Genomic DNA, 22,783 nt, shown 5'->3' on the forward strand with positions numbered 1-22,783 from the left:
CGCTTACTCTAAACTGTAAGCGCTCAAATTGCAACTGAAAAACCTCAATCATCCCGACCTTGAGCGTCTTTGCTGATCACAAAACGATTAGCAACCGTTTCCGGCTGAATCGCGGAGAGGATGACGTGACTCGAATCTGTAATAATTACCGCTCTCGTGCGGCGGCCGTAAGTTGCGTCAACCAGTTGTCCTCGCTCGCGCGCATCAGTAATAATCCGCTTAATTGGCGCTGACTCGGGACTGACAATGGCAATCACTCGATTAGCAGACACAATGTTACCAAAACCGATATTAATTAATTGAATATCCATGAAAATCTTAATCTGTAGGTGAACTATTAACTATCAATCCTTACTTTTTATTATATACAAATATTTTTTATTACACTCCTAAAATTAATCTCAACTAAGTTTTTTAGTTGAGATTAATTTTTTACCATTTTGACGCCGAGTCCCCCGTTCTTTATAAAAAATTTAAAAAAGACTCGCTGTTGCCGCTCTATCTTAAAGATTCCGTAAAACCATCGATTTTTAGTTGCAAATAAAAGCATTAGCTGTATCGAGAAAACAACCCGTAAATGTTGCGAAATATAAATTTACTTACCGCAAGAGGGAATTTTAAGTATTACCCGTGATAAATGACAGTAAATATTCGCAAATCGAAGTCTATACTAACAGTATTGAGACTGATGCTGCTTTGATGAGCTTTCCAACCTAAACTAAAAGCTGCTGGCGATCGCACTTTTTGCCCGATTTTCCACACAAACATTGGGGATGATTTGCAAAACTACAGATGTTTCTTGCATGATGTTATACAATAAAATCGGTTGGTAGTGAAAATTTTAGTTTTATTAATACCATAAAAAGTGGGACTCTAATTATCAATTTTATAACCATACAACTTACGCAAAAAGTTGTTTTACGCATGAATTATAGCGTATTCCCGGTTTATGAAGTGTAGGGACAAAGGCTTTCGCGATGCCCCTACGGGTATCGAAGGAGATGTGGTGTACTTCATAAGCGTTGAATCTGCTGGATAGCGGTAAGACTTCATGCACACCGCACCCCTAAACATACAGGATATGCTTAAATCTTGTTTAACAAAAAACAGGGATTAATGCAGATAAATTCATCCGCATTAATCCCCAGTTGTTCCACAGTAGATTAAGGCAGATTAAGCCGCAACTAAACCGCTGTGTCTCAACAAAGCTTTAGTGCTCGGTTCGCGTCCCCGGAAATTTTTAAACACTTCCATCGGGTGCAAACTGCCGCCCAATCCTAACACTGTATCTCGGAAGCGCTTGCCTGTAGAGGCGATCGCACTTTCATTTTCCAAACCCGCTTCCTCAAACGCCGCAAAAGCATCAGCGCTGAGCACTTCCGCCCATTTATAACTGTAATACCCCGCCGCATAGCCGCCCGCAAAAATGTGTCCGAAAGCGCACAAAAATGCGTCTTCTTCCAGAGGAGGCAAAACAGTGGTAGTTTTAGCGATGCGGTTGCGGACATCTGCCACAGTTTCGCTGCCGCCCGATCGATAGCGGTGGTGTAATTCGATGTCAACGCTGCTAAAATGTACTTGCCTGAGCATGACGCTGCCGCTCATGTAGTGGCGCGCTGCTAACAGTTTTTGGTAGTAGTGTTCCGGCAAAGTTTCCCCGGTTTCGTAATGCTTTGCCATCCCGAACAAAGTCGCGCGATCGTAACACCAATTTTCCATAAATTGACTGGGCAATTCCACCGCATCCCACTCAACATTATTGATGCCGGAAGCCCCCGGATAGTCTACCGTTGTCAGCATATGCTGCAAACCGTGACCGAATTCGTGAAACAAAGTTTCGACTTCCAAGAACGTCATTAAACTCGGTTTGCCGTCAACCGGAGGACTTTGGTTGCACACCAAATAAGCCACCGGCAACCGCGTAGTTGTTTTTCCTGCTTCGACAAATTTAGCGCGCACCACGCACTCGTCCATCCAAGCACCGCCGCGCTTTTCCTCGGGGCGGCTGTAGGGGTCTAAATAGAAATTGGCGATCGTATTTCCTGCTTCATCATTTATTTGGAAATAGCGCACATCTTCGTGCCAGACAGGAGTTTGACCGTCCGCCGCAGTTACTGTCACGCCGAACAGCCGTTTTACTAATCCAAATAACCCCTCTAATACCTGTGGCAAAGCAAAATAAGGTCGCAATTCTTCGGCACTAAAAGCAAACTTTTCTTCCCGGCGCCGTTCCGACCAAAAACCAATATCCCAGTGCTTTAAATCTCCAGCTTCCGCCGCGCCTTTTTCGGCCGCAAAAGCTTTCAATTCTTCTAAATCTTTGACAGCAGCATCATAACTAGCCTGGCGCAATTCTTCTAACAAAGCTTCCACTGCTGCAACGTCGGGAGCCATTTTGCTCGCCAAGCTCAATTCGGCATAACTACTAAACCCGAGCAAAGCAGCTTTTTCCTGGCGCAAAGCCAAAATGCGATCGGTCAACGGCCAGTTATTCAATTCTCCGCTACTTGCTCTGCCGATAAAAGCTTTGTACAACTTTTCGCGCAAGTCGCGGCGGGTGCTGTGCTGCATGAAAGGGCCGTAACTCGGAAAGTCTAAAGTAATCCGCCAAGGGCCGTTTTCGGCATCCGCATTTTCTTCGCCGGCGCTGCGAGCCGCTTGAGCTGCTAAACTCAACAAACTCGGTGGCAAACCGTCAATTTCGTCTTTGTTTGTGAGGGTGATGCTGAATGCTTTGGTAGCGTCTAGGACGTGATTGGAAAATTGGGTAGTAATTTCGGCCAATTCTAATTGAATGGCATTAAAACGCTCTTTTTGCTCGCCTTCTAAACCGACGCCGGAGAGTTGGGCGTCTCGGAGAGCTGCTTCGACAATTCGCTTTTGAGCTGATTCTAAGCTATCCCAATTTTCGCTGGCCCGCAGCGCTTTAAAAGCTTCATAAAGCGGTTTGCTTTGACTGAGCTTGCTCCAAAATTTTACTACTTCCGGCTGCACTGTTTCGTGAGCCGATCGCAGTTCCGGGCTATTTTTCACGCCCATCAAATGTCCGACAATGCTCCAGCTCCAATTTAAACGCTCTCCGAGCCGCTGCAATGGTTCTACTAAGCCGCTCCAAGTCGGCTCTACAGACGATTCTAAGTCAGCTAGCGAGGCTTCTAGTTCGGCCAGCAGTTGGGTAACAGCGGGGACTACGTGTTCTGGTTCGATCGCGTCAAATGGAGGCAATCCTTGACCGATTAGTAACGGGTTATCAGCAATAGTTACGGTTGCAGTCATTGATTTTTCTTGTAACAGGTTGAAAACAGGTGAACTAGACAGATTAGCTTTTAATCTTTTAACACAGTTGTCGAAAAAGTAGGACTCGATCGGGCGTGAGTCGGAGAGTCGGAGAGTGTCTCAGTGTCCGAGGGGAAAGTATTCCTTCTGACTGATGACTAATGACTGCTGACTAATTACTACTGACGGTTCTCTTGTGTGTGCTGCAACTCCTTGACAACCGTGATTAAGCGTTTGAGGTGAGGTTTGACAACTTCTTGCTGCTCGTGTTCCAAACGGTGGATTTGAGCTTGCACGATCGACAAATCCGCAGTCGATTGGTGCGCGGGAGCTTGCAGTTGGCTTTGCAAATTGGCCATGACTTTCTGGATTTCCAAAAATCGAGTATTTACTGCTTCCCAGTCGTCTCGGGTGATAGAAGTTTCTACCAAGCCTTGTGTCGCGCTTTGCAGTTGCTCTATAGCCTGTTCTACAGCTTGGAGATGCGCCGATTGGTCAACTGATAAATCTTGCAGTTGTGTGCTCACCTGCTGGCGGACATCGAGCACAGCAGACGCCACGATTTCTTGCAAAGAAGCTACCGACTCTCCTAAACTCAGCAACTGCCGCTGGATATCGATCGAATCCTCAAAGCCTTCAGCCCTAGGCAGTGCAGCCATTTGCTGGCGCAGCGCTGCAATATCTGCAGACAACTGCTTGCGTAATTTAACAATTACCGTCACCGCCGTTTTTTCGACTTTATTGACAGACTTTTGGACTTGGGCCATTTCCGAATTTTGATGCACCCGCACTTGCTGCTCGAACCGATACCGGTTAGCAACATTCAGCGACAAAGCCAAGGTTAAGGGAGCCACCCCGTAAAAAGCTTGACCCGACACTGCCACCGCCAGGGAACCCACACCAGAGGCCGCCAGAGAGGCGTACTCTGCCAGCTCCAGCCAGTGCCTTTGAGGAAAACTTGGCCTCAAGTGGTTTGCTACAGAGGGTTTTGGCTTCCGCACGGCTCTTTGGGTCATAGTATTTTCTCGTTGTTGGTAAGGTTGCGAGACTGGGTGGAGCATCGATTTCTATCCTTTTTCAGTTATATGTTTTAGATTATTTCTTGGCACTCTTCTATTTTTACCTTTGTGAGTAAGTTAAGGATGACTGCCATATTATTATGTATTTGGGAGCCTGCGGCGATCGCGCCCAATTCCGGCTGTTAAAAGGTTCGCCCCAACGCGCCCTCTATTTTACAGGAGTTAGCGCCATCAGGTTCGGGCGATCGGCAATAGCTGTCCAGGCTAACCGAAAAATGCCCAAGACTATTTTAGATTTTAGATTTTAGATTTTAGATTAAAAGTAAAAAAAAGGCGACCTACTGAGGGCGATCGTCGTTTGGAGCTTGTCGGGAGTTGCCTTTTTGTTCGCGCATTGGTATAATCTACTCTTTCTCAATTGCCCCTCTCAAATTTACTGTAAAAATTGACTAATGAACTCAGAAAAACCCGGAATTGGCGATCGGCTCAAGTCTATTTTCAGTATCGCCATCTTTATCATTCTCGTACTAGCAGTAGGCTTTTTAAGCGTTAATTTTATTTCAGCTCTCTCTGCAAAACTTTCTTAAAATTAGGGCTTACGCATGGGTTCATAAACCTGGTTTTTTTACAAAAATACTTCGTCGCCGCCAGCCGACTCGGTAAAAAACCAGGTTTCTTTGGTATTTATGCGTCCAGGACTATCTTGCTTATAACCCTTTGATATATTGCTTCAGTACAGGTGGCAAAGTGTAAAGACTTTCCTGTTTTTCGATCAAGCCGCGCCGCGATGATAGAGATTGCAATGCGTTTAGCAAATCTGATGATGATCTTTGTCCGTTTTGTAGCAATTTGGCGACGTTGACTGGCTGGTTTTCTGTCGCCAACAATGATATGAGTTGTTTTTCTAGTTCGGAAGTGCGATCGTACTGCTGCTGTAAAACATCTTTCAAATCTTCGGGTAGCAATATGGTATCATCTATTAATACCTCACTCGCGCCGATTCCCAACTCTTGAATCAGAGTCGCCACGCTTTTTAACCATAACGGGTTGCCTTGGTAGCGGTGAATGAGCGCTTCGCAGTTATCAATTTCTGTTAATCCTTTATCTTGGAGAATTTCGGCGTTGTTGATTCATGGTATGAATCAACTTTTCTCGGAGGTTACAAAACTCACCATACTTAGCTTATAGCAATTGGGAAATCTGAATTCCTACCTGTATTCAGCAACGCCAAAGTCCCATCTCTTTTTCTCATCACAATCTTATCCACAGCCACCCTTCCACTGCGACGATTGTACTGACAGGGATCGCCCATCACGCATCAAGAGCGATCGCCCTTCACACCAAATACCAAACACTGCAATGATTTTACCAAGATCGATGCTTGAGTAAAAAAGATCGATCGCCCTTCACACCAAATACCAAACACTGCGATGATTGTACCCAGATCGATGCTTGAGTAAAAAAGATCGATCGCCCTTTCTTGCTTCTGAGGCTCGATCTCGTAAAATGAAAGAGCGAGCGCCCTTGACACCAAATACCGAATCGATGTCTGCGGTACAATCAAGGTAAAACTCATGATTAATCTTTCAAAAATTCACACGCTCAACTGAGTGCTGACTAACTAATGCAAAAACTTGCGAACTTGATATTCGCGACTTTCGGCGATCGCAATTTGCAAATCCCCCATTTTGGCATCCAACTCCTCGATTGTGCTTTGTGGCACCGACTTCCACTTTTCCCTAGTTTCCCAGCGAATCAACATCACCACCTCATTTTCCACCGGATCTACCCAAATTTCTTTGCCTAAAAAACCGTCCAAACTTTTTAGTCCCGCCGTCCAAACTTCCTGATCTCGCTGAATAAACTGCTCCCACTTCTCTTGAGGTACTTTAAATTTTAGCCACTCAATTACCATATTATTTCCTATTTATAAAGAGCTAATTAATCGTTGCCGATCGCAATTTTAATTATCAACTCAGTTCCCTCTCCCGGACGCGAAACACAGTGCAACTTACCGCCGTGCTTTTCTACTACTAAATGCTGGGATATTGCTAGACCCAAACCTGTGCTCGTGTCCTGACATTTAGTGGTAAACAAAGGGTCAAAGATGCAGTCGAGGACTTCTTCAGTCATGCCAGGGCCGTTGTCACTAATGGCGATCGCAACTTCGTTGTCCCCTACCACAGAAGTCCGAATCCGAATTTCGGGATTGAATACTTCAGAGCTCGACCTGCCTGAAGACAAGTAAGGCTGATTTTGAATTTTACCATACTTTTCGGGATTTCTCCCCCCTTCTTCCAAAGCGTCGATCGCATTTGTCAACAAGTGCATGAACACTTGGTTTAAGTGTCCCGGATAGCAGCGGACTCGCGGCAAATCCCCGTATTCTTTAACTAGAGAAATCCCCGGCCGTCCTCCTTTAGCTTGCAGGCGATTTTGCAAGATCAGCAAAGTGCTTTCCAAACCTTCGTGGATATCTGCAGGCTTCATTTGGGCTTCGTCGGTACGCGAGAACAAGCGGAGCGATCGCACCACATCCCGAATCCTTTCGGAACCGACTTTCATTGAATTTAGCAGTTTTGGCAAGTCTTTTTTGATGAAGGCTAAGTCTAATTCCTCCATCAGATATTGAATTTCCGGCACGGGATGGGGATAATACTTTTGGTAAAGGTCGATCGTTCGCAGCAGTTCTTGAATGTAGCCGGTGGCGTGGCTGACATTGCCGGAAATAAAACTAACTGGATTATTAATTTCGTGCGCTATTCCTGCTACCAACTGCCCCAGGGATGACATCTTTTCTGTTTGAATCAGTTGAGTTTGAGCTCGCTGCAAAATTAACAGCGTCTGCTCTAATCTAGCCGCTTGCTGCCGCAGGCGTTCTTCGGATTCTTGCAAAGCCAAAAGAGACTGCTTGCTTTCTGTAATGTCCAATCCCACAAATACCGCCGCCGTACTGTTATGGTATTTTTGAGCGACAATTAGATAAGTTTTATTTTCTCCTCTGATGCTCGCTGTTACTTCTTGAGATGTCTTCTTTTTATGGTTGGCAAAGAAATCGTATACTAAATCGTTAAATTTGGGACTTGTATCTAAAAAACCTACTTTTTGACCGATAAATAGTTCGGCAGGCATTTTGTAAGCGCTAGCTAAATGTCGGTTTACTCCCAAGTAGCGCAAATCGGAACTTACCCAAGAAACTAATCCCGGCACGGCGTCCAAAACGGCTTGAAGTTGCTCTTTTGCCTCTACAAGTGCTGATTCTGCTGCGAGGCGAGCGGAAATGTCACGGGCGATCGCGCAGCGGTATTCGCAGCCGCCGTATTCTAAATAATTGACTTTAACTTCGACGGCAAAACTGGCGCCGTCTTTGGTTTTGTAACTGCTTTCAAAAGTGAGGTTAGTTTGCTGCTTGAGTTGATCCCAGTGTTCTCGCCAATCCGATGCTGGCAACTGCGAATCGATGTCGCTAACCCTCATGTTTAGCAGTTCCGATTCCGAGTAGCCGAAAAGATGGCAAGCGGCTTTGTTCGCGTAGCAAATTTGACCGTCGGAGGTACTAAAAAAGATTGTATCAGCAGCATTTTCGAGGGCAATTTGAGTTAGTTGTGGTATTGTTTCTAACTGCTTGCTTTTGAGTTCGGACTGAAATTTATTAGAGCAATTGGTTAGAGCGGGAGCCTCAGCTATCTTAGATGCAAACAAAATCAAACCGCCGATCGCACCTTCGCTATTTGTCCAAGGCTGAAATACCCATCTTACCGACTCGCTGACAGAGCCGCTTGCGATTTTTCCGGTTACAGATGTGATCGATCGCCCTGCCACAAACTCGCTGTATTCCAAAACTCCCGTCAAACAAGCCTGGGCATTTTGCTCCCAATATTCCGGGAGATTCGGGAACAGTTCCCAATGAGATCGGCCGATGGCCTCGCCGTCGCCCAACCCGCAATCTGTTTCCCAGCGACGAGAAACCGACAGATAGCGCATTTCACAATCTACCATTGCCACGGCCTCGGCGGAGCGCTCCACAAACCGCCGAAATCTGTCTTTACTCTCGGACACGGCTGCCTCTGCAGGTTGTTGGGCGATCGGGAAAGTCCCGTCGGCGTACCTTCCCAGTCCCTGACTTTTTTGCTGAACTGGCTTAGTTTGCACGGTTTGGGATTTCCTCCATAGCTGTCAAGTCTGAAAAATTCTGTTTGAGACCAAAAATGCTGTGTTCCCCTGATTTGCTCTCTCGGACGATACCCTTAGAGGGTATCACCCATCATTGATATCATTTTTGATGGGGATATGTCTATAGGCATTAGTGTCAATTTAAGACCAAAGCTAGTGCCCGGTTGCTGTTTGACCATTAGGCATAGATCGCGTAACCGTCCCCCGAATAATAGTCGGAGGGGACTGGAGTGATCTGTTGTGTCCCCCGACTATTCCGGGGTGCAGGAGGGTAGCCAGACTAGGCAAAAAACGAGAGAGAAAAAGGGTTTTAGGCGATTGTTGACACCCATGGTCTATAGGTACTCAAGAAAGTTTCCCCCACACTTTGAGAGTCAGAAGATTTCCTGGTAATTGTGGGATAGTTTATACAATTTTCCAAAAGAACGCAACTTTAGAGCCGCGATGCAAACCTTGAGCTTCATCAGTCATTCCATCGAAAATCGAACATGGTATGAGATCGTGTAATCAGTGCGATCGCCCAGATAGCTTGAGAATTAAAGATATCGCTCAAACAAATTTGTGCGTAAATTCACTGGTAAAATCCACTCTCCCTTTCCGTAACATTGCAGGATCTAATCTTTCAGTCGTGTTGCAAGTCATCAAAACCACGAGTTTTTGCTGAAATTGAATACCTTGATCATCAATGACGCTTTGATACAAAGTTCCATCCAGCAAACTCAAAATATGTTCAGTTTTGTTAGTGCGTTGGGCCTCTGCAGTCGATCGATCTTGAGCCAAATTATCAGCCTCATTGATAATAATACAAATCCGCTCTAAATAACTCGGTGGCACAAAATTTTCCACAGCATCGTGATCTAAGATAAAAATCACATAACCCAGCGGTACTAAAATTTCCTTTGCTACCGCTTGCGTCCAAGCAGTTTTTCCCGTCCCCGGTTCGCCACTAACCAAAACAGCTAACTGATTTTGATCCAGAATTGCCTGCTGAACAGTATCGGTAAAACTTTGAACCTCCGCAGAAAACGTGCGAATTGGGAACTGGCTGTGAACTTGTCCGACGCGGCTTTTGTACCCGCCCAGAATCACCGCTAAATTGTAAGTTGCCTTGCTAACAAGCGGCGCAATATCTTGGCAAATCAGAGTGTAGCAGCGTCTTCCCCTGTCGTAGCTGTCAATTTGCAGCCAGCAGCCGAATCGAGTCCAAGAAGCATAAACAGTACCTAAAACTTCCAAGCGTTCCCAGCTAACAAACCGCTCCGGGGGATAAGAAAAATGTCGCTCCATAAAAAACTGGGTAATCGCATCCGGTTTTCCCAGCAAATCGAGAACTTTAAAAACAGTAATCTCTTGGAGTTTGTTGAGTACGTAATCGATGGGAATGCTAGCGCGGCTGACCAATTGCACCACAGGCGTTTCGGTAACTAAAACATCTTTGTAGCGGTAATCCGGGTAAACTGGCTGCGGAGTAATGTAATCCCAAAATTCATCAATTTCGTAGCGAGTATTTTCCGAGAATACATTTAAAATATTTGCCCACCAAGTATATTGGTGTCGTCCCATTGCGTCGGCAATGTCGCTAGCTGCCCCTAAAGTTTTTTGAGCTAGTTCTAAGGGATCGCTAGATGCTAAATGTACTAGGTGTTCCCAATCAAATTGACGGTAAAGAGGTCGCCACCCCGAGCCTAGCAGACCTCTATTTGGAGAATTGTTTTGATGAAAATTGTTTTCGCGATCGCCCATATCTTCCGCACTCATTTTGCAAAACTCCTAGTTACTCTTATTTTACAGTTTTTGTGGTACACCTTCTACAAAAAAAGTGAAATTTATCAACTTATTTTGAGATAAGTGGGCGGCACAAAATTTACTAGCCAAACTTTGTTTTCCGAGCAGTAAAATGTATGGCCATCACGTTGCATGGCTGCGGCATCTACAGTAAAGACTGCCGGGATACCATGTCTTGCACCTACTTGGCGCGCCGTCTGGATATTCACCGACAAATGAACATGATGCCGCGACATTTTCCTAATTCCGTGACTGAGAATAGACTCGACGGCAGTGCTACCTGTTCCGTGATATAAAATATCCGGTGGAACAGCGGGTTCTAACTGCAAGTCAACCTCTACGCTGTGTCCTTGGTTGGCACGAATTAGAGCGCCTGTGGAGTCAAATGAAAAGCGCTGCTTGTCGTTTTGCGCGACTACTTTCTTGAGTTCTGCAAGCTGGACGGGAAAGTTATTTTTTTGGCACGCATCGAGGAGTTCGCTAACAGGAACCCAGCCACCGGGAGCGAGTTCAATGCCGATGCACGAGGGCGTGTGACGCAGGTGTTTGCTGAGATATCGACTGATTTTTACTACGCGAGAATCATTCATGATTTTACTTTATTTAGCTTTTAAACCACCTTTTACAAAATGTCAAGAGCGGGTTATATCGTTGGTGGAAGGCGGGTTGGTTGAATCTGTTTGCACTGCCAGACGGCGCTTGAGGGAACCCGCCTGTACAGGTTTTCGACAAATAATTTTCAGAAGTAAAAAATAGTTTTACGCGCGAATTATAGCGGTAAGGTGCGCCCTTCAGTACCTAGAAAAGTAGGTTCTGCGTCCGGCAATAAAAAAGTATTTGGTGTGCCATTTTTCCCGAGCTTTATATTTTGATAATTATCAAAAACTCTGCCTTCTACCGAATCCCTTCTACCTTGGGATAACTCCGCCAAAAACAGCAAAATTTAGATGGCGCCAGTGACATCCGGCGTCGGCAAAACCAGCTTCTGCAAGCCACTTTGTCTGCTCTTCCACAGAGGAGGGAATATCTTCTTCTCGATATTTTTGAAACCAGGCTGCATCGTCTTCTCCGTTAGCTTTCATGTACTGCCGCCACAACTGTTCGTATTGCTCAGTCAGCCGGGGATTAGCACCTGTCACAATATCTCGAATTAGCAAGATTCCCCCTGGATTCATCGAGTGGAAAAGTTTGTGAAATAGCTGTTGTTTACCTGCGCTGTCGAGGTGGTGGATTGCCAACCCAGAAACTACCAAATCATAACCGCTGCCGAAATCATCTTCGGCAAAGTTTCCTTGCTGCAAGGTCAGCCGTTCTCGGAAAGCATACAAGTTAGTTTGGCAAGTTTTTAGCATATTTTTTGCCATGTCAAAGGCTAGGACTTTTGCTTGAGGAAACGCTGACAGAATCACAGCCGACAGTATGCCAGTTCCCGCGCCTAAATCCAGAACTTTTATGTTAGCATTAGTTTCATAAGGGATTAGCTGCAATATTACATCGTGTTGCTCGCCATAGCGCGGAATGAGGCGGGGAATTAAGCCGTCATAATCAAATGCTCTTTGTTCAAATTGCTCGCGTACAGCGTCTAAATTCACAGACGATTTTCCTCAAATTGTTAATAGTTGAGTGCGCCAATACAGTTGGGTGGTTCTCTTGTCTGAAAGTATATTACATTTATAATACAAAAAATATACAGAGCTGTCAAGATGTTGAGGAAAATTATTTAAAAGAAGTTATGGACGATCGCCAGCTAGGGACTTTGTGCGCCCAAACCCGCCCGTGATTTCGGAACTCTCTAGCCGTGCACATATATCTCCTTCAGTGCAGATGAGGCAGAATGCCACATACCCGAAAGCCTGCCGAAGACGAGACTTTGTGCCAGATACTAGGAGTAATTGTGAGAAAAAAGTTGACGGTTATGATACCCGTTTCCAACAAGAATGCAACTGTCGGTGTGTGCTCCCCACCATAATTTTCTCAGTGATTCCCCCTAGTAAAATATAAAAGATAACAAGATAAAAAGGAATGAGCCAGCAGCCGATGATCGGCTAGATATGAAAAAATCAGCCCTCAGATTGACAAACTTTAGCCAACTATAAACAAAAATTGAGTTGACTTCCGGGTGGATGTGGTACCTGCCAATTTTTCAGGAAGATGAAGAGATACAAAATATTACACCCGCCGGCGGGGGAAAGAAAATTGTGATAATGAATCAGGATGCGAGTAGATTAGGTGTCAGCCGTCAGGGGAAAATAGAAGCAATGGAAATCCAACAACGGAGTAAGGATAAGCCCGATCGCCAGCAACACAACGCGCCCGATCGGCTCGGTCAATTTTCTACGACAAAAGAACTAGATTCGTCGCTACAAGAGTGTTTAGATTTTAAAAGAGCGATCGACCGATCGGCACTGGCGGTGAGGACTGACGCGCGAGGAATTATCAACTATGTCAGCGAACGAGTTTGCTCCATCTCCAACTATTCCCAGACCGAACTAATCGGCAGCCACTTCGGCATCCTCCATTCGGAATATAAATCTTCGGAAATAATCAAAAATCTGCTATCAACTGTTGCCAAAGGTGAAGTTTGGCAAGGAGACATTAAGAATAAAGCCAAGAATGGAAGTGATTATTGGGTGTACGCAGCAGTAGTTCCACTGTTGGACTGTAAGGGAAAACCCTGTCAGTATTTGGCGCTCGGATTCGACATCACCGATCGCAAAGCCGTTGAAGCAGCCCAAGCCGAAGCCAACCGGGCAAAAGACGAATTTCTGGCGATCGCCTCCCACGAACTGCGATCGCCACTGAGCGCGATTTTGGGATGGGCGCAGCTAGCTCGATCGCGCAATTTCAACGAAGCCACCACCAGCCGCGCTTTAGAAATCATCGAGCGCAACGCCAAATTACAAAACCGGCAAATAGACAATCTCCTCGACCTCTCGCGGTTGCTGCGAGGGAAAGTGCGCCTGAACATCGGCCCAGTTCACCTCTCGTCTATCATAGAATCTGCGATCGAGACCCTCCGTCCCGCCGCCGATGCCAAAAACCTCCGCGTAGAAAAACATTTCGACCCCGCCGTCAGCTACGTTTTGGCAGATGCAGAACGCTTGCAGCAAGTAGTCTGGAACCTCCTTGCAAACGCCATCAAATTCACCCCAGAATCGACACCATACCCGGTTCAAGTGCGGATCGAGTCTACTCAGTCGGGCGTCTTGATTCGGGTCAGCGACAGCGGTTGCGGCATCGACCCCAAATTTCTGCCGCACATCTTTGACTACTTCCGCCCTGCAGACAACTTCCAGAACAAGGAACAAAATCGGCTTGGGCTCGGGCTCTCAATTGTGCGGCAGTTAGTGGAACTGCACGGGGGAAGTGTTTGGGCTTCGAGTCCCGGCCTCGGTCAGGGGGCGACTTTTGGGGTGCTGCTACCGAGCGCCAACAAAAATGCACAGGGTGATAGCACTGCTGCGATCGTCCAAAGGGAAAGCAGACCCGGATCGGTTTCCAAACCCCTAGCGGGAAAGCAAGTCCTGGTGGTGGAAAGCAGCGCCGAGATCCGGCAATTTCTCAAAACTGGTCTCGAAGCATTTGGAGCCAAGGTAATAGCGGTGGGTAGCGCCTGCGAAGCGATGGCCGAGTTGCAACAGTCGCGACCCGACGTGTTGGTGAGCGATATGACGGTATCGGGAGCCGACGGCTGCGATTTGATCCGCCGCATCAGAGCAATGGAAATGTCCGAGCACAGGGAACTGCTGCCGGCCGTGGCACTGACGGGAGGCATTGAGGAAGAAGATTCGGCATCGGCGCTGGAGGCGGGGTTTCAGAGGCATTTGTCGAAGCCGGTGGAAGCGAATCAGTTGGTGAGCGCGATCGCCCAATTAGCTGGACTGACTGGATTCGGCTCCGGAGAGTGGGGTTCGGGAAATATCCGGGCGACCACACCCCAGGCACCGCTGCCGGAACCTAACAGTTTTGACGACAAAAATCATCTGGAACAATTAACAAGTGACAGCCGAGAATTACCGCTGTTGCTGGTAGTAGAAGACAACAATTTTCTGCAGGCTTACCTCCAAAATTTATTAAGTCCGTACTATCGAGTCGCCCTCGCGAGTGACGGGGTGGAAGGTTTAGAAAAAGCCAAAAGTTTGCAGCCAAATTTGATTGTTAGCGACCAAATCATGCCCAGACAAAACGGGCTGGATTTGCTCAAGGAGATTCGGAACACGCCAGAATTGAAATCTACTCCGGTAATCTTTTTGACAGCGCGATCGGGGATGGAAGCTCGGATCGAAAGTTTGGATGCGGGTGCTGACGATTATATTTCAAAGCCTTTTGAGGAGAGGGAATTGCTGGCGAGGGTGAGAAATTTGTTGCGCTCGCACTCAGCCGAACAGCAGTTGTCGGAACTCAACCGTCAGTTGCTGCAGCAGAAAAAGCAGTTAGAAACAGTGAATCGAGCCTTGCATTATTTGGCAAATTACGACAGTTTGACTGAGGTAAGAAACCGCCATTCTTTTAATGAATACTTCGATACGGAATGGCGGCGTTTGGCCAGGGAAGAAGCACCGCTGTCTTTGATTATGTGCGACATTGATTATTTCAAACTTTACAACGACACTTACGGTCACCAAGCGGGGGATGAATGTTTGCGGCAAGTGGCGGCGGTGATCCAGCATTCGGTAAAGCGAGCGGCAGATTTAGTAGCGCGTTACGGTGGAGAAGAATTTGTAGTTGTTTTGCCGAATACGGATATTGAAGGTGCCACTTGCGTAGCTGAAATGATTGCACAACAGGTGCGGGGTTTGCACATAGCTCACGCTAAGTCTGCTGTCAGCGAATATGTGACGCTGAGTTTGGGTGTAGCTTGCTGCATTCCGGGGGCGAGGTCGCAGCCGGAGGAGCTAATTGCGATCGCCGATGAGTCGCTTTATCGGGCGAAAGAAGCAGGGCGCGATCGAGTTTCGGTTGCCACATTGGAAGGGTAATATAATAGTTAAATCAACTTGTATGGTTCGTCTGACATCGATCGTTTCGATTTAAACAGGTTTTTTGGATCGGACGCACCATAACAATGAGCTTGCAAACTTGTGGGAATTCAAATTGCTATAAAATAGTTAAAGGATGTCGTGCCATGACAGCAACTTTAGACAAATCAAAAGACCAGCGCCTAATTCACTCCGGGATTGATTGGCAACAATTCAAGCTAATCGAGCAGGGGTTTTCTGACTCCCCTGGCATCCGACTTTTTTATTTCAAAGGTGAGGTAGAAATCTTGGCAGTTTCGCAAGAACAGGAAGTTTACAGCGGAGTCATCGCTCTGTTGCTGGGTACGTATTTTGTAGAAAAAGAAATCGATTTTACTCCCACAGGAAGCTTTACCCAGGAAAAAGAAGGAAAAGCCTCCGCACAAGCAGACCAATCTTACTTAATTGGCAGAGCATCGGGAGGCATTGCAGACCTCTCTATCGAAGTTGTATTTACTAGCGGCAATGAAAGCAAGTTGCATCGTTACCAAGCCTTGGGAGTCCCCGAAGTTTGGTTTTGGGAGGATGGAGTATTTGGCCTGTATCATTTGCGATCGCACGGATATGAAAAAATTGACCAAAGCGAAGTTCTGCCCGGTTTAGACATCAACCTGCTGTCTCGCTGGTTGCTGATGGCTTCTAGGGTTGAAGCAGTTAAGGAGTTTCGGCGCGGGATTTCTGGGGTTTAGACAAAAAGTGGTTTGGGCGATCGCTCCCCCATTTATAAATATATTGTTAGGATACAAGACTAATCTTTGTCTTCTTTCATTTGCTGGCAAATGGCTGCCTCAATCTTAGTATCAAAATCCGAATCTCCCACTTTTGTTATGATTGAATTCGATCGCTTTTTCCGCCTATCTAAGTAGGCTCGCTGTGCAGCTTTATCCCCGCGATTTTTAAGAAAGTAACGCTTTAATTCTCCATCTGACATTGCAGTATAATCTACTGGGTTCATTAAAATACCTCCCCATTTTGAGCAATTTCAATCTCAATTTCCTCGTCATATCCAGCCAATACGAACAAGTTTTTGCTTCTCTCCTCAACACAGACGAGGTGAAGAGGTTGCAATGCCAAATAGGTCAATTAATAAGTGATTCGATACAAACCCTCTAGCGGCGGGTAGATAGGCATTCAAACCTAAAACTTTCTCGAAACTGGCATCTATTGTAGCATTCCTGTTTGCGATCGCACTTTCACGCTCCAAGATAACGCCTGTCAGTACAGCAAATAGTTATGGAATTTTGTTTGTGGCTCTTGACAGCCATGTATTACGTATGTAGTATAGACTTACGGTAGAAAAGGTCGATCGATCGACACCAGCAAACAAAATTTAGAAAAAACCTATGCAACCCATCCGACAAGGCGACGTAATTCTCACCCCCGTACCGAAAATCGAAGGAGAAAAAAAACCTCACCTAACTCTCGCCGAAGGTGAAGTCACGGGACATTCTCACCAGATTATTGAGGGACAAGCTGAACTGTACGAAAAAGACGGCACTCTGTATTTGCGGGTGCTTTCACCGACAGCTTTATTGAGTCACGAAGAACACCATGCGATCGCAATTCCCGAAGGTAATTGGATGGTGCGAATTCAGCGGGAATATGAGCCACAAGGTTGGAGGTATGTCACAGACTAAGGTTAAAAAACTAACGCCACAACAAGCAGCTTTGATTCCAGTTTATCGGGAAAAGTGGAGAGCGATCTCGCTTTCCACTGGCCCGATAAATCGCTCGCAAGCTGCGGAAACAATAAAATCGGCTTATAGTGCGATCTGCCTAAAAGCAGCGGAAATCATTTTTGTCGATCGACCCTACGAAGCTGCCGATCTCATCCTCAGTCGATTTGACAATCCCAGGAGCCAACTGCGGAGCCAATTCGAGACAAAACTGTGGATAGAACTAGAAAAACAACTGCGGAGTTATCTGCGGGGCAAACTAGAAACCGAACTTCAAAACCAACTGGCCACTCAACTAGAACAAAGACTTTATACTCAACTGCAAACGCAATTGTGGGAGGCGCAGCGCGAGGATTTAGTCCGTGAAATAGCCAGCAAATTGCCACCGCAACAATTGCTCGATGAGCGGACTGGAGAAATCAACTGGCAGACACTAGGAAAACAAGTTAATAATTGCATTCAACCAGAATTGTGGGCTGCTTATGGCAGTTTGTTGGATTTTTGCATTTCGGTTCTTAATTTACCTCATTCCTACGCCAGAAATTGGATTGTTTTTCAATCGATTGTCCGGGATTGCGGCTGGATTTATCCCTATGACAAAGTTTGCATTGTCTGCGAAAAGCCGATCGCACTTTCTGCAGACAGCAACCACCGCTTGCACGCCGAAGCAACACCAGCGGTACAATTTGCCGACGGTTTTTCGATTTACGCCTACCACGGCGTGATTTTGCCCGAATGGTACGGCAGGCTGCACCCGGACCAGTGGCAGTCTAAGTGGGTGTTGAAGGAACAGAATGCAGAAGTTCGGCGGGCATTAATTCAGGGAATTGGTTACGATCGCATTTGTCAAGAATTAGCGGTGACAGAATTAGATAGTTGGCAGGAATACACTCTATTAAGCATCGAGTTTGACGATGATTTTGATAATGTGGGTAATGCAAAGCCAGTTTATTTGTTAAAAATGACCTGTCCGAGCACGGGATGTATTCACGCTTTGCGCGTGCCGCCAAATGTGCGATCCTCTTCGAGGGCTTCGCTAACGGCTCAAGAAGCAATTCGCTGGGTAAATTGGGATATTGACCCCGAGGAGTTTTTCGTGCAAACCTGAGTAATACGAATTTAAAAAAGTCTTGCTACAATCATCAGTCTTATACCAATTGTTAAAAGTCACAGAGCCCCGCGCCGGACTTATGATCAGCCGTTTCCCTACCCGATCCTCTGTACTTTACTCAACTGAAAACAGCTATATTGACAACAGCCTTAATCCATGAAACACCGATAAGCGTTCCTGCAGTGTGCCAGTTCCAAGGGTGGAATGCACCAACCACCGATCGCCCACAAACGGTTAATAACATCAAGAAGAAGCCCACCCTCGATCGAAGGTGGGCTCTGTTCATGCCAGCTTACCGACAGCTAGGCAATCGGGTCTCTTCGCTGGTAGACGTAAAATATCGGAAAAAGATCCGAACGTCCGAAAAAACTTCTCGTCCACCATTAAGCTTCAGTTTACCCAACCGGATCGGGAAAATTGCGCCCGTAGCGATGTTCCCCTGAAATCGGGGAACACTGGGGCTTCAAATTTTCAATAGACTTCTGCAAAAAAGCTCGTCTTGGGCCGCCAGGATGCCCAAATCCTACTCCGCACAAGAATTAAAATTTTTCGAGAAGTCTCATAATTCTCCTCTTTAACTTTGATTTCCCAACTGATTAGGCATCGTGATCGTGTGCAAAACGACGGAACAGGAAATCTAGGGCGTAGTTCCGCAAATTGTAGTATTCCGGATCTTCCATCATTTGAACCCGATCGCGCGGACGCGGAAAAGGAATCTCCAGAACCTCGCCAATTGTCGCCGACGGGCCATTAGTCATCATCACCAGTCGATCGGCCAAAAACAGCGCTTCATCAATGTCGTGAGTAATCATCAACACCGTACAGCGGTGATCGTTCCAGATTTTCAGCAACTCTTCTTGCAATTCCTCCTTAGTAATTGCGTCCAGAGCACCAAAAGGTTCGTCTAAAATCAGCACTTTCGGGCGAATTGCCAAAGCGCGAGCGATCGAAACCCGCTGCTTCATCCCCCCCGAAATTTGCGGGGGTCTTTTCTCAGCAGCTTCTGTCAATCCCACCATCGCCAAATGCTCTTTGACGATCGCATTTTTTTCGACCTTCGACTTATTCGGAAATACAGCATTAACCGCCAGATAAACATTTTCAAACACCGTCCGCCAAGGCAGCAAAGCGTAACCCTGAAACACCACCATGCGATCGGGGCCCGGCTGCGTAATCCGCTGCCCGTTAATCGACACGGTGCCCTGGCTCGGATGGCTAAAACCGGACACCATATTTAAGAGTGTTGATTTGCCGCAGCCCGAGTGTCCGATCAGAGTAATAAACTCTCCCTCAGCTACATTCAGATTGACGTTTTCTAAAGCCTTGTAACCGTTTGGATATACTTTATAAACATTGTCCATCACCAAAAAAGGTTGGCGGCGGCCTTTTCCCGGCTGGATTTGAGTTTTGGTGTTCGTCTGATTTTTCGTGGTGTTGAGCATGGGTTTAGGAAATTGTGAGTGGGTGATTCGCCAATAAAGAAGGAAATTAGGTAACTGATTTAACGGATGTCACGGAGGTCATAAAGAGGGAATTACTAACTAGCAATTAGCAGTTGAAAATTAACAATAAACAGCTAAAAACCAACAACTAACAATTAGCAATTACCCTGTTTTTATCCTACTAAAAACCGCTCTAAGCAGCTCTGCGACCGGAATCGAGTACAACTTCCGCCATCGTGAAATCGCGTTTAATGGCCAGATTGTTGAGATAGCCGATCGGATCGTCAGCATTAAACACCGAGCCGTCAAACAAGCTGAGAGAACCGCGAGTGTAAGTAATATCAGCCATCCCCAGCTCTCGTGCCGCCGTGCTGAACGCACCGACTCGCACCACCCGTTCCAGAATTTCCACCCAGTTGCGCGGAAACACAGTATCGCCCCAGCGTGCCATCTGCACCATGTGCCAGAGTTGTTCGGTGCGACTTGGGCGATTCACCCCATCTCCAGAAAACAAGTGGTGGGCGTATTCCCGCATCGGAGAAGTCAGGTTGCAAGCATTAGATTTCGGATCGCCGAGTTGGATGAAACTCTTATCAGTAGCGACGTATTCCCGTCCCGCGACAATTTCCGAAACCTCGGCGGCGTGATTTGGATCGGCGCAATAGTGGCAAGCTTCGAGCAAAGCTTTGACTAGAGCAATGTGAGTGTTGGGATAAGCATTTGCCCAGTCTTCCCGCACCCCGAGAATTTTCGCGGGGTGTCCGGGCCACAGTTCCAAATCTGTCGCCACCGTAAAGCCGACTCCTTCCATCGAGGCCCGCAAGTTCCAAGGTTCGCCGACGCAGAAACCGTCAATCGTGCCGCTCTGCAAGTCAACGATCATCTGAGCCGGTGGGATATTTTTCAGCAACACATCGTGATCCGGGTCAATGCCGCCGGAAGCCAGCCAGTAACGCAGCAACAGGTTGTGCATCGAAGAAGGGTGCACGATCGCCATACGGTGCGTTTGCGCGGGCGTTCTCTGGAGCATTTCTTTAAAGTCTGCCAGAGTGTAGATCCCTTGGTCGTAAAACCGCCTCGCGAGGGTAATTGCGTTGCCATTGCGGCTCATGGTGAGGGCTGTAACCGTCGGAATCGGCTTCTCTTGGTGGCCTCCCAAGCTCAACCACATCGCCATCCCAGAGGGCATTTGAGCTGCGTCTAAGTAACCGGCCGCGATGCCGTCTACGATGCCGCGCCAGCTTGTTTCCCGCACGAGGTGGACTTCATCGAGGCCGTGCTTGGCAAAAAAGCCTTTTTCTTTGGCGACAGCGAGGGGAGCACAGGCTGCCAGCGGAATAAAGCCGAGTTCGAGGTTGATTTTTTCCAGACCGTGGCGGGCGATCGCGGGTACTTTCCGTGCCCGCAGTTTTTTGACGCGCTTCTGCTGGTTGAGGAAGTAAATCATTTCGCTACGTAGAGCGTAGTAGCTGGGGTGTGAGACTACTTCCATCCGTTTGCGGGGGCGGGGGATGTCTACTTCGAGAATCCCGCCAATCTTCGATTCTGGGCCGTTGGTGAGCATGACGATGCGATCGCTCAGCAACACGGCCTCATCCACATCGTGCGTTACCATCAGGGCGCTGATTTCGTACTCTTGGCAAATTTCCATCAACTTTTCTTGCAAGTTGCCGCGAGTCAAAGCATCCAAAGCGCCGAAGGGTTCGTCTAAGAGTAACAGTTTGGGGCGCAGGGCCAGAGCACGGGCGATCGCCACGCGCTGTTTTTGTCCTCCTGATAGCAATGCAGGTTGTTTCTCGGCGTGGGGAGTTAAGCCCACCATATCGATATGTTTTTGAATGATTTCGAGGCGTTCGGCTTTGGGTAAGCCACTCATTACCGAGTCTACGGCTAGAGTAATGTTTTCTCTGACCGTCCGCCAAGGTAGCAGGGAATAGTTTTGGAATACTACCATGCGATCGGGGCCTGGCTGGGTGATTCTTTGCCCTTCAATTGTCACCAATCCTGATGTCGGCAAATCCAAACCAGCCACCATATTGAGCAGCGTAGATTTGCCGCAGCCGGAGTGTCCAATTAATGATACAAATTCGCCTCTTTTAATTTCCAGATCGATGCCTTTGAGAGCAATGTATGTCCCACCGTCTGATAAATTAAAAACTTTTTCTACTTGTTCTACTGCAATCAAAACAGACATGATTTTCTTGCCTTTTTTGTATGTTTGTTGTTTTGCTAGCCGCTAATTAACTGGTTCCCTAGCTGAGCCTGGAAGTAGAAAAACTTTTACTCGCTTCCCAGTATAAGATTATCTACTTCTTCCCTCTTCTTACTTCTTGCCCTAGCGCTTACGCGCCGCTTCGCTAACTCGTCTTAGCGGTTAAATAATCCTAATTCTTCCGACCCCAAAGAAGTAACTCAAAACTACTTTCCTTGAGAAGGAGCAATCTTTTGCTGCAACCAAGCCATCATGCGATCTAGCAACAAACCAACAGCCCCAATGTAGAACACTGCTAACAGAATTTCGCTGATGTAGTTTTGCTGGTAAGCGTTCCAAATAAAGAAGCCGATACCAACAATCCCCGACATCACAATTTCCGCTGCAATAATCGCCAGCCAAGCCAGCCCGATCGCAATTCTCAATCCCGTGAAGATGTAGGGAAGTGCCGACGGAAACAAAATATTTAAATAATACTCTTTCCGAGTCAGTTGCAGCACTTTCGCTACGTTGTTGTAATCGTCGGGAATTTGGCGGACACCTTCAGCGGTGTTGATCAAAATCGGCCAAACTGCGGTGATAAAAATCACGAACAAAGCAGCAGGTTCGTTTTGTTGCAGTGCAGCCAGGGCGATCGGCACCCAAGCCAAAGGTGCCACCATCCGCAAAAACTGAAAAAGCGGATCTAAAGCGCGGTTTAGAAAAGGATTTGTACCTACCAAAACACCCGTACCAATTCCCACAACGGCCGCGAGAGTGTAGCCTTTTGCCACCCGTTCCAAACTCGCCAAAGTCTGCCAAAATAAGCCAATTCCGTAGGTTTTGGAGTTCATGAAAGGATACAGCAACAAAATTCGCGTCCGTTCGTCAGTCCAAACGCTGATCGGCCCCGGCAGTTTTATCAGTCCCGTACTTGACAAGAATTGCCAAACAAAAAGAAACCCCAAAACTCCTAAAATTGGCGGCAAGATATTTGGGGAATTCTTCTTCCAAAATTCGCCAAATGCTCCTTGGACATCGACTCCGCCTCTCCGATTTGTACTGACAGCCATCTTGATAATCTCCTATGTT

22 protein-coding genes are annotated in these 22,783 nt (G+C 46.9%); 6 read left to right on the plus strand and 16 right to left on the minus strand.

The annotated features are described in order from the left end of the window. Positions 1–44: 44 nt before the first annotated feature. The 4 genes from remA to QUA04_RS08540 all read right to left on the minus strand — a co-directional run bounded on the left by remA (position 45) and on the right by QUA04_RS08540 (position 4,292). The gene (gene remA, locus QUA04_RS08525; RefSeq protein ID WP_333166994.1) at positions 45–311 is read right to left on the minus strand and encodes an extracellular matrix/biofilm regulator RemA; all 267 of its coding nucleotides are present in this window, start codon (positions 309–311) and stop codon (positions 45–47) included. 313 nt (positions 312–624) lie between these two features. Further along, positions 625–768, minus strand: a complete 144-nt coding sequence (locus QUA04_RS08530; protein WP_333255679.1) for a hypothetical protein — start codon at positions 766–768, stop codon at positions 625–627. A 405-nt stretch (positions 769–1,173) separates the two neighbouring features. After that, the gene (locus tag QUA04_RS08535; protein ID WP_333255681.1) at positions 1,174–3,276 is read right to left on the minus strand and encodes a M3 family metallopeptidase; all 2,103 of its coding nucleotides are present in this window, start codon (positions 3,274–3,276) and stop codon (positions 1,174–1,176) included. Between the two features lie 179 nt (positions 3,277–3,455). Next, a complete protein-coding gene (locus tag QUA04_RS08540) occupies positions 3,456–4,292 on the minus strand; it encodes a hypothetical protein (protein WP_333255683.1) in 837 nt (278 codons plus the stop codon). Positions 4,293–4,435: 143 nt separating this feature from the next. Here QUA04_RS08540 and QUA04_RS08545 point away from each other — a divergent pair, with 143 nt between their 5' ends. Together QUA04_RS08545 and QUA04_RS08550 are read left to right on the plus strand one after the other, a co-directional pair. Next, on the plus strand, positions 4,436–4,603 hold the full coding sequence (locus QUA04_RS08545; protein WP_333255685.1) for a hypothetical protein: 168 nt from the start codon (positions 4,436–4,438) through the stop codon (positions 4,601–4,603). A gap of 144 nt (positions 4,604–4,747) precedes the next feature. Continuing rightward, a complete protein-coding gene (locus QUA04_RS08550; protein WP_333255687.1) occupies positions 4,748–4,882 on the plus strand; it encodes a hypothetical protein in 135 nt (44 codons plus the stop codon). A 120-nt stretch (positions 4,883–5,002) separates the two neighbouring features. On the opposite strand, the gene QUA04_RS08555 is transcribed toward QUA04_RS08550, so the two are convergent. The 7 genes from QUA04_RS08555 to QUA04_RS08585 all read right to left on the minus strand — a co-directional run bounded on the left by QUA04_RS08555 (position 5,003) and on the right by QUA04_RS08585 (position 11,845). Further along, complete coding sequence (locus QUA04_RS08555) at positions 5,003–5,323, minus strand: hypothetical protein (protein WP_333255689.1); 321 nt, start codon at positions 5,321–5,323, stop codon at positions 5,003–5,005. A 290-nt stretch (positions 5,324–5,613) separates the two neighbouring features. After that, positions 5,614–5,871 (minus strand): hypothetical protein, encoded by a 258-nt coding sequence (locus QUA04_RS08560; RefSeq protein ID WP_333255691.1) that lies wholly within the window; start codon positions 5,869–5,871, stop codon positions 5,614–5,616. Between the two features lie 45 nt (positions 5,872–5,916). Continuing rightward, positions 5,917–6,210: a TIGR03792 family protein gene (locus QUA04_RS08565; protein WP_333255693.1), complete on the minus strand. Its 294-nt coding sequence runs from the start codon at positions 6,208–6,210 to the stop codon at positions 5,917–5,919. A gap of 26 nt (positions 6,211–6,236) precedes the next feature. After that, the gene (locus QUA04_RS08570; protein ID WP_333255696.1) at positions 6,237–8,447 is read right to left on the minus strand and encodes a PAS domain S-box protein; all 2,211 of its coding nucleotides are present in this window, start codon (positions 8,445–8,447) and stop codon (positions 6,237–6,239) included. Between the two features lie 570 nt (positions 8,448–9,017). Next, a complete protein-coding gene (locus tag QUA04_RS08575; protein ID WP_333255698.1) occupies positions 9,018–10,226 on the minus strand; it encodes an AAA family ATPase in 1,209 nt (402 codons plus the stop codon). Between the two features lie 71 nt (positions 10,227–10,297). Next, the gene (locus tag QUA04_RS08580; RefSeq protein WP_333255699.1) at positions 10,298–10,843 is read right to left on the minus strand and encodes an RNA 2'-phosphotransferase; all 546 of its coding nucleotides are present in this window, start codon (positions 10,841–10,843) and stop codon (positions 10,298–10,300) included. Positions 10,844–11,161: 318 nt separating this feature from the next. Further along, positions 11,162–11,845 (minus strand): class I SAM-dependent methyltransferase, encoded by a 684-nt coding sequence (locus QUA04_RS08585; RefSeq protein ID WP_333255702.1) that lies wholly within the window; start codon positions 11,843–11,845, stop codon positions 11,162–11,164. Between the two features lie 531 nt (positions 11,846–12,376). Here QUA04_RS08585 and QUA04_RS08590 point away from each other — a divergent pair. Further along, the gene (locus QUA04_RS08590; RefSeq protein WP_333255704.1) at positions 12,377–15,232 is read left to right on the plus strand and encodes a diguanylate cyclase; all 2,856 of its coding nucleotides are present in this window, start codon (positions 12,377–12,379) and stop codon (positions 15,230–15,232) included. Between the two features lie 146 nt (positions 15,233–15,378). Then, positions 15,379–15,960, plus strand: coding sequence for a Uma2 family endonuclease (locus QUA04_RS08595; protein WP_333255706.1), 582 nt, complete (start codon positions 15,379–15,381; stop codon positions 15,958–15,960). Positions 15,961–16,019: 59 nt separating this feature from the next. Here QUA04_RS08595 and QUA04_RS08600 read toward each other — a convergent pair whose 3' ends face one another. Next, positions 16,020–16,226: a DUF6887 family protein gene (locus QUA04_RS08600; RefSeq protein ID WP_333255708.1), complete on the minus strand. Its 207-nt coding sequence runs from the start codon at positions 16,224–16,226 to the stop codon at positions 16,020–16,022. Then, entirely contained in the window at positions 16,226–16,354 is a 129-nt protein-coding gene (locus QUA04_RS29920) for a DUF6888 family protein (RefSeq protein WP_445242302.1), read from the minus strand. The genes QUA04_RS08600 and QUA04_RS29920 overlap by 1 nt, the downstream gene beginning before the upstream one ends. Before the next feature lie 260 nt (positions 16,355–16,614). On the opposite strand from QUA04_RS29920, the gene QUA04_RS08605 reads away from it, so the two are divergent. After that, a complete protein-coding gene (locus QUA04_RS08605) occupies positions 16,615–16,908 on the plus strand; it encodes a hypothetical protein (RefSeq protein WP_190661966.1) in 294 nt (97 codons plus the stop codon). Then, entirely contained in the window at positions 16,895–18,055 is a 1,161-nt protein-coding gene (locus tag QUA04_RS08610) for a DUF6745 domain-containing protein (protein ID WP_333255711.1), read from the plus strand. The genes QUA04_RS08605 and QUA04_RS08610 overlap by 14 nt, the downstream gene beginning before the upstream one ends. A gap of 599 nt (positions 18,056–18,654) precedes the next feature. Here the strand turns inward: QUA04_RS08610 and QUA04_RS08615 are convergent. The 3 genes from QUA04_RS08615 to ntrB form a co-directional block, all read right to left on the minus strand. Next, entirely contained in the window at positions 18,655–19,500 is an 846-nt protein-coding gene (locus tag QUA04_RS08615) for a nitrate ABC transporter ATP-binding protein (RefSeq protein ID WP_333255714.1), read from the minus strand. A gap of 193 nt (positions 19,501–19,693) precedes the next feature. Then, a complete protein-coding gene (locus tag QUA04_RS08620; protein ID WP_333255716.1) occupies positions 19,694–21,694 on the minus strand; it encodes a nitrate ABC transporter ATP-binding protein in 2,001 nt (666 codons plus the stop codon). A 224-nt stretch (positions 21,695–21,918) separates the two neighbouring features. Next, positions 21,919–22,764: a nitrate ABC transporter permease gene (gene ntrB, locus QUA04_RS08625; RefSeq protein ID WP_333255718.1), complete on the minus strand. Its 846-nt coding sequence runs from the start codon at positions 22,762–22,764 to the stop codon at positions 21,919–21,921. Positions 22,765–22,783: the final 19 nt, after the last annotated feature.

It is taken from the genome of Microcoleus sp. S13_C5, from assembly GCF_036700845.1.
GTDB lineage: Bacteria > Cyanobacteriota > Cyanobacteriia > Cyanobacteriales > Microcoleaceae > Microcoleus.

What these genes read in the sequence shown, in the direction of transcription:
- remA (WP_333166994.1), bottom strand. Translation starts at nt 311, where the DNA reads ATGGATATTCAATTAATTAATATCGGTTTTGGTAACATTGTGTCTGCT.
- QUA04_RS08530 (WP_333255679.1), bottom strand. Translation starts at nt 768, where the DNA reads ATGTTTGTGTGGAAAATCGGGCAAAAAGTGCGATCGCCAGCAGCTTTT.
- QUA04_RS08535 (WP_333255681.1), bottom strand. Translation starts at nt 3,276, where the DNA reads ATGACTGCAACCGTAACTATTGCTGATAACCCGTTACTAATCGGTCAA.
- QUA04_RS08540 (WP_333255683.1), bottom strand. Translation starts at nt 4,292, where the DNA reads ATGACCCAAAGAGCCGTGCGGAAGCCAAAACCCTCTGTAGCAAACCAC.
- QUA04_RS08545 (WP_333255685.1), top strand. Translation starts at nt 4,436, where the DNA reads ATGTATTTGGGAGCCTGCGGCGATCGCGCCCAATTCCGGCTGTTAAAA.
- QUA04_RS08550 (WP_333255687.1), top strand. Translation starts at nt 4,748, where the DNA reads ATGAACTCAGAAAAACCCGGAATTGGCGATCGGCTCAAGTCTATTTTC.
- QUA04_RS08560 (WP_333255691.1), bottom strand. Translation starts at nt 5,871, where the DNA reads ATGAGTTTTACCTTGATTGTACCGCAGACATCGATTCGGTATTTGGTG.
- QUA04_RS08565 (WP_333255693.1), bottom strand. Translation starts at nt 6,210, where the DNA reads ATGGTAATTGAGTGGCTAAAATTTAAAGTACCTCAAGAGAAGTGGGAG.
- QUA04_RS08575 (WP_333255698.1), bottom strand. Translation starts at nt 10,226, where the DNA reads ATGAGTGCGGAAGATATGGGCGATCGCGAAAACAATTTTCATCAAAAC.
- QUA04_RS08580 (WP_333255699.1), bottom strand. Translation starts at nt 10,843, where the DNA reads ATGAATGATTCTCGCGTAGTAAAAATCAGTCGATATCTCAGCAAACAC.
- QUA04_RS08590 (WP_333255704.1), top strand. Translation starts at nt 12,377, where the DNA reads ATGTGGTACCTGCCAATTTTTCAGGAAGATGAAGAGATACAAAATATT.
- QUA04_RS08595 (WP_333255706.1), top strand. Translation starts at nt 15,379, where the DNA reads ATGACAGCAACTTTAGACAAATCAAAAGACCAGCGCCTAATTCACTCC.
- QUA04_RS08600 (WP_333255708.1), bottom strand. Translation starts at nt 16,226, where the DNA reads ATGAACCCAGTAGATTATACTGCAATGTCAGATGGAGAATTAAAGCGT.
- QUA04_RS08605 (WP_190661966.1), top strand. Translation starts at nt 16,615, where the DNA reads ATGCAACCCATCCGACAAGGCGACGTAATTCTCACCCCCGTACCGAAA.
- QUA04_RS08610 (WP_333255711.1), top strand. Translation starts at nt 16,895, where the DNA reads ATGTCACAGACTAAGGTTAAAAAACTAACGCCACAACAAGCAGCTTTG.
- QUA04_RS08615 (WP_333255714.1), bottom strand. Translation starts at nt 19,500, where the DNA reads ATGCTCAACACCACGAAAAATCAGACGAACACCAAAACTCAAATCCAG.
- QUA04_RS08620 (WP_333255716.1), bottom strand. Translation starts at nt 21,694, where the DNA reads ATGTCTGTTTTGATTGCAGTAGAACAAGTAGAAAAAGTTTTTAATTTA.
- ntrB (WP_333255718.1), bottom strand. Translation starts at nt 22,764, where the DNA reads ATGGCTGTCAGTACAAATCGGAGAGGCGGAGTCGATGTCCAAGGAGCA.